The following is a 10,474-nucleotide window of genomic DNA, read 5'->3' on the forward strand; positions in this document are numbered from 1 at the left end:
CTCGGCGGCGGACCGGGGCTAACGGTGCAGTCTGCTGCCGAGCCAGCGCAGCTGCCGGCGGACGTGGACGGCCTCCCCGCCCTCGTGGCCGTTGAACGGGTAGACGTGCATCTCGCGCTCCGGCGGGACCGGCAGGCCGGACGCGGCGCCGTACTGGTTGTAGGCGGCGAATCCCGTCGTCGGTGGGCAGACGGTGTCGCGTAGGCCGATCCCGAAGTGCGCCGGCGCGGTGGCGCGGCGGGCCAGATTCACCGCGTCCACGTAGGACAACGTGCGCCACACCGCATCCTCGGCCTCCCGGTGCACGGCGAGGTAACGGGCGATCTCACCGTACGGTGCGGGGTCGCTGATCCGGACGCCCTGCTGCATGTCGCAGAGGAACGGGGCGGTGGTCAGCACCGCCGTGAGATCGTCCAGCAGACCGGCCACCGCCAGGGCGAGCCCGCCGCCCTGACTGTTGCCGACCACGGCCACGCGGGCGGCGTCGACCCCCGGCAGGGCGCGGACCGCCTCGACCGCCCGGACCGCGTCGGTGATCAGCCGGCGATAGTGGTAGTCACGCGGGTCGAGGATCCCCCAGGTGGCCGGCCAGGGGCCGCCGGGCGCGCCGTGCGGATCGGCGGTGTCGCCCGCGCCGTACTGCCCCGCCTGCCCCCGGTTGTCCATCAGCAGATGCGCGTACCCGGCCACCGGCCAGGTCAGCCGCTCGTGCGGCAGGCCGCGACCACGGCCGTAGCCGGCGAACTCCACCACGGCGGGCAACGGCTCCCGGACGCCGGCCGGGCGGGTGTACCAGGCGCGTACCGGGTCGCCGCCGAAGCCGGCGAATGTGACGTCCCAGGAGTCGAGCAGCGGTAGGTCGGTGGGCTCCGGACGGACGTCGACGAGCACCGGTCGGGCGGCGGCCCCGGCGAGGGTGTCGCGCCAGAACTGGTCGAAATCCTCGGGTTCGGCGACAGCGGGGGAGTACCGCTCAAGCTCGTCGAGATGCGGGGCGGAGTACGACACGGATCCTCGCAGGGTCAGTGCGGCTGAGCGGGGGGCGCGGTGCTCTCCCGGACGACCAGCTCGGTCACCAGGTCGATGCGGCTGGTCGCCGGCTCGTTGCCGTTGGCCAGGTCGAGCAGCATCTGGGTGGCGATGCCGGCCATGTCGCGCAGCGGCTGGTTAATGGTGGTGAGCGCCGGGTCGGTCCAGGCAGCGACCGGCAGGTTGTCGTACCCGATCACCGAAAGGTCCTCGGGCACCCGCAGGCCGCACTGCCGTGCGGCCCGGAGCACCCCCATGGCCTGGATGTCCGAGCCGGCGAAGATGGCGGTAGGGCGCTCCGGCAGGCGCAGCAGTTGCAACCCGTGGGTGTGCCCAGCGCCCGCCGAGAAGCTGCCGTAGCGGATCAGCTCCCGGTCGACCGCGAGCCCGGCCTCCTCGTGTGCGGACTGGAAGCCGGCCGCGCGGGCGCGGCTGCAGAGCACGTCGGGTGGCCCGGAGATGATCGCGATACGCCGGTGACCCAGCTCCAGCAGGTGCCGGGCGGCGAGCAGGCCGCCGTTCCAGTTGTTGGACCCGACGGTGGGCACCGACGCCGAGGTGGCGCTGTCGGTGTCGACGACGACGAACGGGATGCCGTGGCGTCGCAGGTGCTGTTGCTGGACCTCGGCCAGATGGGAGAGGACGAACACCACCCCCAGTGGACGGTCCGCGAGCACGGCGTCCAGCCAGCGCGGCGGTGGGCGGTGCGCCCCGTCGAGCTGAGCGACCGACAGTCCGAGGCCGGCCGCGCTGGTCACCGCCTCGACGCCGCGCAGGATCTCCATCGCCCAGCCCGTGTCGAACTGGTGGAAGACGAGGTCGACCCGCCCTCCGCTGGACGACGTGCGACGCGTGCGGCGCTGGTACCGGTGGCGGTCCAGGCTCGCCTCGACGCGCGCCCGGGTGCCGGGGGCGACATCACCGCGTCCGTTGAGGACCTTGGAGACCGTCGCGACCGAGACACCGACATCGGTGGCGATGGTCGCGATGGTGGTGGAGGCGGGTGGGTCGAGCGGGCGGTGCTCTGTCATCGCAGCCTCATACAACATCCGAAAGTTTCGGCAGACCTTAACACGAATGGTCGTTTGCGCCAGAGGGGTTGACATCGGCCGGACGTCCTCAAGACATCGATGGGGCTCTTGACACGTCCGGGTGGCGGACTTAGGTTGCCGAAAAGGTTACGCAGGTTTCCGGAAAGTTTCGGATCGTGCACCGTCCGCCACGCAGCCGGTCCCACCAGGGCTGCCGCCTGGCCGGAGCTAAGGGGTCGCGGCATGAGAAGTCAGTCGCCCGTCGACAGCGACATCGCGCCGTGGCGCGATCCGCACCTGTCGCCGTCCGAGCGGGCCGAGGCGCTCGTGTCGTTGATGTCGCTGGAAGAGAAGATCGCCCAGTTGATCGGGGTCTGGGTGGGCGCCGAGGCATCCGGCGAGGGCGTCGCCCCGCACCAGTCCGACATGATCGAGGGCCTTCCGGAGTGGACCGAGGTCATCCGGTACGGGCTGGGCCAACTCACCCGCCCGTTCGGCACCGCACCGGTCGACCCGGTGCTCGGTGCCCGATCGCTGGCCGCGTCCCAGGCGCAGATCGTGGCCGCCAGCCGGTTCGGCATCCCGGCGCAGGTGCACGAGGAGTGCCTCACCGGGTTCGCGGCCTGGCGGGCCACCGTCTATCCCAACCCGCTGGGCTGGGGCGCCTCCTTCGACCCCGAGCTGGTCGAGGAGATGGCCGGTCGGATCGGGCGGTCGATGCGCGCCGCCGGCGTACACCAGGGCCTCGCGCCCGTCCTCGACGTCACCCGCGACTACCGCTGGGGACGCACCGAGGAGACGATCGGTGAGGACCCGTACCTGGTGGGGACGACCGGCGCCGCCTACGTGCGGGGTCTGGAGCGGGCCGGTGTCGTGGCCACCCTGAAGCACTTCGCCGGCTACTCCGCCTCCCGGGGCGGGCGCAACCTCGCCCCGGTGCCGATGGGCCACCGCGAGCTGGCCGACGTCATCCTGCCGCCGTTCGAGATGGCCCTGCGGCTCGGCGGTGCCCGCTCGGTGATGAACTCCTACGCGGAGATCGACGGCCTGCCCGTCGCCGCCGACGAGGAGCTGCTGACCGGGCTGCTGCGGAACGAGTGGGGCTTCACCGGCACCGTGGTGGCCGACTACTTCGCGGTGCGCTTCATACAGACCCTGCACGGTGTCGCCGAACGCGCCGCCGACGCGGCCCACCTCGCCCTGCGAGCCGGGATCGATGTCGAGCTGCCCACCGTGGACGCCTTCGGCGAACCGCTGGTGGAGGCGGTGCGCGGCGGCGAGGTCGACGAGGCGCTGATCGACCGGGCGCTGCGCCGGGTGCTGATTCAGAAGATCGAGCTGGGCCTTCTCGACGAGGACTGGCGGGAGCTGCCCGACGACGTCGCGGACCTGCGGCTCGACGACGAGACCAGCCGGGACGTCGCCGTACGCCTGGCCCGCGAGTCCGTCGTCCTGCTGCGCGACACCGGCGCGCTGCCGCTGGCCACCGGCCAGCGGGTGGCCCTGGTGGGGCCGGTCGCCGACGATCCGATGGCCCTGCTCGGCTGCTACTCCTTCCCCAACCACGTCGGCGTCAACCACAGCGACCACGGACTCGGCCTGGACATCCCCACGCTCCGCGACGAGTTGGCCCGCCGCGTGCCGCTGCTCACCCACGAGCCCGGTTGTGCCATCACCGGAGCGGACACCTCGGGCATCCCGGCCGCGGTCGCCGTGGCGGCCGACGCCGACGTCTGTGTGCTCGCCGTCGGCGACCGAGCGGGGATGTTCGGCCGGGGCACCTCGGGCGAGGGCTGCGACGCCGCGGACCTGCGCCTGCCCGGTGTACAGGCCGAGCTGGTGCGAGCCGTCCTCGCCACCGGCACCCCGGTCGTCCTGGTGCTGATGACCGGGCGGCCGTACGCGCTCGGCCCCGAGTTCGACGCCGCGACCGCCGTGGTGCAGGCGTTCTTCCTCGGCCAGCGCGGCGGGCAGGCCCTCGCCGAGGTGCTCACCGGCGCGGTCAACCCGTCCGGGCGCCTACCGGTCAGCGTTCCCCGCGACGCGGGCGGTCTGCCGGCCACGTACCTGGCGCCGCCGCTCGGACGTCGCAGCAAGGTCTCCTCGGTCGATCCGACCCCGGCGTACCCGTTCGGCCACGGGCTGAGCTACACCACCTTCGACTGGTCCGACGCCACGGTCGTCGGGGCCGCCGACGAGGCGCGCGCCGAGGCGGGCGAGCCGGCCGCCTGGCCGGTCGACGGCGAGGCGCGGGTGCGGATCACCATCCGCAACAGCGGTACGCGGGCCGGCACCGAGGTGGTGCAGCTCTACCTGCACGATCCGGTCGCGCAGACCACCCGCCCGGTGGTCCGCCTCGTCGGCTACGCCCGGGTGCCGTTGGAGCCCGGTCAGTCGGCGCAGGTGACGTTCGGCGTACCGGCCGACGTCGCCTCGTTCACCGGGCTGTCCGGCCGGCGCGTCGTCGAGCCCGGCGCGGTCGAGTTGCGGTTCGGCCGCTCCAGCGGGGACACGGCGGCGACCCTGTCGCTGCGGCTGACCGGCGCCGAGCGCCAGGTCGGCCACCAGCGGGAACTGCTCACGTCGGTGCGGACCGAGCCTCTCGTGGCCGTCCGGCACTCCGCATAGGAGGCCGAGGATGACATCGACGCTACGGCCACCGCCGCCGGCGCCGCCCGGTGCTTCGGCGCAGGCGCGCAGCCCCGTCCCGCGGTCGCCGCGTCGTCGCCGGAGCTGGCGGCAGGCGCTGCGCCGGGACTGGCAGCTCTACTCGCTCGCCGTCCTGCCGCTGCTGTTCTTCCTGGTCTTCCGGTACCTGCCGATGATCGGCAACGTCATCGCGTTCCGCCGTTTCAAGCCGAGCGGCAGCATCTTCGGTGAGTACTGGGTCGGGCTGCGGTACTTCCGGATGTTCTTCACCGACCCGACGTTCTGGGACGTCTTCACCAACACCCTGCTGCTGGGGACATTGACCCTGCTGTTCTGCTTTCCGCTGCCGATCGTGCTGGCGCTCCTGCTCAACGAGGTGCGCACCCGCCGGCTCAAGCAGTTCGTGCAGTCGGTGTCCTACCTGCCGCACTTCCTGTCGATCGTGATCGTGGCGGCGATGGTCATGCAGTTGACCTCGATCGACGGCACCGTCAACCAGCTCGTCCAGGCCACCGGCGGCGAGGCGGTGCCGTTCCTGCAACGCGCCGAGTGGTTCCGGACGATCTACGTCTCGTCCGAGGTCTGGCAGACGGTCGGCTGGGGCACCATCCTCTACCTGGCCGCGCTCACCACCGTCGACGCCGACCTGTACGAGGCAGCCCGGATCGACGGCGCCAGCCGGTGGCGGCAGACCTGGCACGTCACGCTCCCCGGCATCCGGCCCACCATGGTGACGCTGCTGATCCTCAACATCGGCACCTTCATGGCGGTGGGGTTCGAGAAGATCCTCCTGCTCTACAACCCACTGACCTACCCGACCGCCGACGTCCTCTCCACCTACCTGTTCCGGATGGGCTTCGGGTCCAGCAACTTCAGCTACGCCGCCGCGATCGGCCTGTTCGAGGCCGTGATCGGGCTCGTGCTGGTCCTGACGGCGAATCTGATCGCCCGCCGTACGGTCGGGACGAGCCTGTCGTGACCATCGACGCCGCCGAGGCGACCAGCGGCAGCCCGAGGCCCGTCTCCGGACGCGGGCGGGGCGTGCGCCCGACCCGGGGATACCGCGTGTTCCAGGCCGTCAACGCGGTCGTCCTGACCGCTGTGGTGGTGGTGACGCTGTACCCGTTCGTCAACGTGGTGGCCCGGTCCCTCAGCGACGAGGGATACATCATCGCGGGCCAGGTGAACCTCGTGCCGCGCGGGTTCAACCTGGACACCTACCGGCTGGTGCTCGCCGACTCGATGTTCTGGACGAACTACCGCAACACCGTCGTCTACACGGTCGTCGCCACGGTCATCTCCATCGTGCTGACCACCTGCTACGCCTACGTGTTGTCCAAGAAGCACCTGCGGGGACGGACCGCGCTGGTCGGCATCGCGGTCTTCACCATGTTCTTCTCCGGCGGCCTGATCCCCAACTACGTGCTGGTCACCAGCCTGGGCATGAAGAACACCATCTGGGCCATCGCGGTGCCCAACGCGATAAACGTGTTCAACCTGCTGGTGATGAAGGCGTTCTTCGAGAGTCTGCCGGACGAGCTGGAGGAGGCCGCCGCCGTCGACGGGCTCAACACGTACGGGATCCTGCTGCGCATCGTGCTGCCGCTGTCGAAGGCCATCGTCGCCACGATGGTGCTGTTCTACGCCGTGGCCTTCTGGAACTCCTGGTTCGCCGCCTTCCTCTACCTGGACCGGCAGGACCTGTGGCCGGTGACCATCTACCTGCGCAACCTGATCGCCGGGGCCACCGGCGCGGAGAACGTCGGCGCGATCGCCGAGGCCGACGAGGTGCAGGCCGAGGCGACGCTCAAGTCCGTGACGATCGTGCTCACCACCCTGCCCATCCTGCTCGTCTACCCCTTCGTCCAGCGGTACTTCGTCCGCGGCGTGATGCTCGGCGCCGTCAAGGGCTGACCAGCGCCCCGACCCGTCCCCTCAACCGAAAGGAACGCCATGCTCCACCGATCGTGGCGCCGTGCCGCGACAGCGGCAGTAGCCGCTCTGCTCGCGGCCACCAGCGTCGCCGCCTGTAGCGAGGACCCGTCCGACGCCAAGGACCTGTCGGAGAACCGGGCCGGTGCGATGTCCGACTACGGCATCGGCAAGCAGTTCACGGCGAGCGAGCCGGTCTCCTTCTCGATCCTCTACAACAACCACCCGAACTACCCGCTGCGCGACGACTGGCTCTTCTGGTCGGAGCTGAAGGCGCGGGCCAACGTCACGCTCACCCCGGTGGCCGTGCCGCTGAGCGACTACGAACAGAAGCGCAGCCTGTTGATCGGTGCGGGCGACGCTCCGATGATCATCCCGAAGACGTACCCCAGCCAGGAGGACGCGTACGTCTCCTCCGGGGCGATCCTGCCGGTCAGCGACTACCTGGACCTGATGCCGAACCTTCAGGACAAGATCTCGCGGTGGAACCTCAAGCCCGAGATCGACGGGCGGCGCCAGGAGGACGGCAAGTTCTACATCCTGCCGGGCGTGCACGAGAAGCCCTGGCAGGACTACTCGCTGGCGATCCGGACCGACATCCTCGACGAGCTGAACCTGACGGCCCCGAAGACCTGGGACGAGCTGTACACGGTGCTCAAGGCGATGAAGGCCAGATACCCGGACGTGTTTCCGTTCTCCGACCGTTGGAGCAAGCCCAACCCGGCCGGCAACCTGCTCAACATCCTGGCCGTGTCGTACGGGTTGCAGGGCGCGGGCTGGAACTTCCAGCACACCTCCTGGGACGCCACCGCCAAGAAGTTCGTGTACACCGGCGCCACCGAGCAGTACAAGCAGATGCTCCAGTACCTCAACAAGCTGGTGTCCGAGAAGCTGCTCGACCCGGAGAGCTTCACCCAGACCGACGACCAGGCCCGGCAGAAGCTCGCCAACGGCAAGTCGTTCGTGATCAGCGCCAACGCGCAGGCCGTTGTCAACGACTACCGGCCGGACCTGGCCAAGACCAACCCCACGGCGAAGATCAGCAAGATCCCGCTGCCGGTCGGGCCGGCCGGCGAGATCAATCCGGCCAGCCGGTTGGAGAACGGGGTGATGATCTCCGCGAAGGCCCGCGACAGCAAGAACTTCGTGGCGATGATGCAGTTCATCGACTGGCTCTGGTATTCCGACGCCGGCCAGGAGTTCGCCAAGTGGGGCGTGGAGGGGAAGACGTTCGTCCGGGACGCCGCCGGCATGCCGAAGCTGGCGCCCGACGTCAACGTCATCGGCCTCAACCCGAAGGCGCCCAAGCACCTGCAGAAGGACTTCGGCTTCTACAACGGTGTCTTCGCCTACGGCGGCAAGCCGGAACTGGTGCAGGGCTTCTTCTCCGCCGAGGAGCAGGAGTTCCAGAAGGTGCTCAACGCCCGTCCGCCGACCGCGGTGCCTCCGCCGCACCCGTTGACCGACGAGGAGCGCGAGCAGGCGTCGTTGTGGGAGACGCCGCTGCGTGACCACGTCTACCAGGCGACCCTGCAGTTCGCGCTCGGCCAGCGCGACTTCGCCCAGTGGGACGCGTACGTGGCCGAGCTGAGGAGCAAGAACATGGACTCCTACCTGGACATGGTCAACAAGGCCCACGACCGCTACCAGAAGGACCACGGCTGACCGCCGGCCGGTCCGGTGGCGCACGCCGCGACCGGACCGGCCGACCACCGTCAGCCGGCGCAGCCGAATCGGAGAGGACGAGATGACGCGCATCAGCACCGCACCCACCGGGCGGCAGTTCGGCGACGGGCCACTGTCCCGGATCGCGTCCCGCGTCTACATCCTGCTCGTGGTCGAGGCGCTGCTCCTGCTCACCACCCTGCCCGGCCTGCTTCCGCTGCTGCTGCTCGGCCGTGACCCCAGCAACCTGCCGTTGGCCGCGCTGTTGCTGGTGCCGGTCGGCCCGGCGGTCTCCGCCGCCCTGTACGCCCTGCGCCACCAGCGTCCCGACCTGACCGACCTGCGGCCCGCCGCCCTGTTCTGGCGCGGCTACCGGATCAATGTCGCGGGTGCGCTGCGCGTCTGGGTGCCGACGGTGCTGTGGCTGAGCGTGCTCGCGGTGAACCTCGCGTACCGGGACACGGTCGGCCTCGCGGGTTGGTGGGTCGTACCGCTGGTCCTGATCGCGGTGGGGGTGACGCTCTGCGCGGCCAACGCCCTGGTGATCACCGCGCTGTTCGACTTCCGCACCCGCGACGTCCTCCGCCTGGCCGTGCACTTCCTGGTGCGTGCGCCCGGAGTCACCGTCGGCAACGCCCTGCTGCTCGGCGCGGCGGCCGGGATCACGGCGGTCCTCTCCGAGGCGGTCCTGGCGCTGGTCGCCTCGATCGCGGTCCTGGCACTCCTGCGCGTCGGCGACCCGATGATCCACCTGATCCGGAAGGAGTTCACGTGATGGACGGGACGGCGCCGCGGCTGCCGGCGTACGGCGTCGTGGTGGTGCGGGAGGACAGGTGAGCACGGACGAGTCGGTGGGAGTGGAGGAGCCGGTGTTTGTGGCAGAGCCGCTGAGCGCCGAGGAGTTGCGCGTGCACGCCGCCTGGCTGCCGCCGGAGGCGTTCCGGTCCCTCGGTGCGCGCCGTGTCCTCGTGCACGGTGACGGGCTGCTCGTCGACACCGTCCTCGACGAGGTGGCGGGCGCCTGCGCGCGCTACGGCGGCCGGGTGTGGCACTCGCCGTCGTGGGACGTCGACGTCGATCTGGTGCTCGCCCTGCGCGGCGCCGACGAGCTGCCCAGCGTGGCCGTGCAGGCGGCACGGTCGGCGGGCGAGGCGGCGCTGGTCGAGATCGGCGGCGGTGCGACGCTCGGCGACGAGGGATTCCTGTTGGCCCGGGCCGGTCAGGTGACCGTCGTGCTGGCCGACGCGCCCGCCGGCCTGCTGTACGGGCTGTTCCACCTCGTCCGGCTCTGCGCGGCGGCCTTCGACCCGAACCGCCCGCCGGAGCTGCACCGGCCCGCGCTGCGCCGCCGGATGCTGAACCACTGGGACAATGTGGCCGTGCACCCGGTGATGGGCCAGGTCGAACGGGGGTACGCGGGCGGCTCGATCTTCTGGCGCGACGGCCGTCCGCGCGGCGACCTGGCCCGGGTGCGGGAGTACGGCCGGCTGCTGGCGGCCAGCGGCGTCAACGCGATCTCGGTGAACAACGTCAACGTCGCGCGTACCGAGGCGTCGCTGCTCACCGAGCGGCTCGGCGACGTGGCCGAGATCGCGGACGTCCTGCGCCCGTACGGCATCCGGGTGCACCTGTCGGTCAGCTTCGCCGCGCCGGTCGTCCTCGGCGGGCTGTCGACGGCGGACCCGCTCGACGAGTCGGTACGGGACTGGTGGGCCGCCACCACCCGACGCGTGTACGAGCGGATCAGCGACTTCGGCGGCTACGTGGTGAAGGCCGACTCGGAGGGGCAGCCCGGCCCGTTCACGTACGGGCGCGACCACGCCGACGGTGCGAACCTGCTCGCCGAGGCCCTCGCACCGCACGGGGGAGTGGTGCACTGGCGGGCGTTCGTCTACAACCATCACCAGGACTGGCGGGACCGCTCCACCGACCGGGCCCGGGCCGCGTACGACCATTTCACCCCCCTCGACGGACGGTTCCGCACCAACGTGATCCTCCAGGTGAAGTTCGGTCCGGTGGACTTCCAGGCGCGCGAGCCGGTCTCGCCGGTGCTCGCCGCGATGCCGGCGACCCGGCTGGCGGTGGAATTGCAGGTCACCCAGGAGTACACGGGCCAGCAGCGGCACGTCTGCCACCTCGGGCCGTGGTGGGGCGAGGTGCTGCGCTTC

7 protein-coding genes and 1 pseudogene are annotated in these 10,474 nt (G+C 70.8%); 6 read left to right on the top strand and 2 right to left on the bottom strand.

The features are described 5' to 3' along the window. Positions 1-18: 18 nt before the first annotated feature. Both F8271_RS15065 and F8271_RS15070 read right to left on the bottom strand, forming a co-directional pair. Entirely contained in the window at positions 19-1,008 is a 990-nt protein-coding gene (locus tag F8271_RS15065) for an acetylxylan esterase (RefSeq protein WP_151490399.1), read from the bottom strand. Between the two features lie 14 nt (positions 1,009-1,022). Beyond that, positions 1,023-2,060, bottom strand: a complete 1,038-nt coding sequence (locus tag F8271_RS15070) for a LacI family DNA-binding transcriptional regulator (protein ID WP_151490400.1) — start codon at positions 2,058-2,060, stop codon at positions 1,023-1,025. A gap of 243 nt (positions 2,061-2,303) precedes the next feature. On the opposite strand from F8271_RS15070, the gene F8271_RS15075 reads away from it, so the two are divergent. The 6 genes and pseudogenes from F8271_RS15075 to F8271_RS15100 form a co-directional block, all read left to right on the top strand. Continuing rightward, complete coding sequence (locus F8271_RS15075) at positions 2,304-4,688, top strand: glycoside hydrolase family 3 N-terminal domain-containing protein (protein WP_151490401.1); 2,385 nt, start codon at positions 2,304-2,306, stop codon at positions 4,686-4,688. Positions 4,689-4,698: 10 nt separating this feature from the next. After that, entirely contained in the window at positions 4,699-5,688 is a 990-nt protein-coding gene (locus F8271_RS15080; protein WP_151490402.1) for a sugar ABC transporter permease, read from the top strand. After that, a complete protein-coding gene (locus F8271_RS15085) occupies positions 5,685-6,623 on the top strand; it encodes a carbohydrate ABC transporter permease (protein ID WP_225854553.1) in 939 nt (312 codons plus the stop codon). Before F8271_RS15080 ends, F8271_RS15085 begins: the two co-directional genes overlap by 4 nt. Before the next feature lie 39 nt (positions 6,624-6,662). After that, positions 6,663-8,306 carry an extracellular solute-binding protein gene (locus tag F8271_RS15090; RefSeq protein ID WP_151490403.1) on the top strand — a complete coding sequence of 548 codons (1,644 nt, stop codon included), beginning with the start codon at positions 6,663-6,665 and terminating at the stop codon, positions 8,304-8,306. 82 nt (positions 8,307-8,388) lie between these two features. Further along, positions 8,389-9,081, top strand: coding sequence for a DUF624 domain-containing protein (locus tag F8271_RS15095; protein WP_151490404.1), 693 nt, complete (start codon positions 8,389-8,391; stop codon positions 9,079-9,081). A 58-nt stretch (positions 9,082-9,139) separates the two neighbouring features. After that, positions 9,140-10,474 (top strand): annotated as a pseudogene (locus F8271_RS15100) (alpha-glucuronidase); the annotation flags it as partial.

The sequence above is a fragment of the Micromonospora sp. ALFpr18c genome, assembly GCF_008868155.1.
GTDB lineage: Bacteria > Actinomycetota > Actinomycetes > Mycobacteriales > Micromonosporaceae > Micromonospora.

Excerpts from the sequence above, each read along its gene's own strand:
- F8271_RS15070 (WP_151490400.1), bottom strand. The coding sequence starts at position 2,060 with ATGACAGAGCACCGCCCGCTCGACCCACCCGCCTCCACCACCATCGCG.
- F8271_RS15075 (WP_151490401.1), top strand. The coding sequence starts at position 2,304 with ATGAGAAGTCAGTCGCCCGTCGACAGCGACATCGCGCCGTGGCGCGAT.
- F8271_RS15080 (WP_151490402.1), top strand. The coding sequence starts at position 4,699 with ATGACATCGACGCTACGGCCACCGCCGCCGGCGCCGCCCGGTGCTTCG.
- F8271_RS15090 (WP_151490403.1), top strand. The coding sequence starts at position 6,663 with ATGCTCCACCGATCGTGGCGCCGTGCCGCGACAGCGGCAGTAGCCGCT.
- F8271_RS15095 (WP_151490404.1), top strand. The coding sequence starts at position 8,389 with ATGACGCGCATCAGCACCGCACCCACCGGGCGGCAGTTCGGCGACGGG.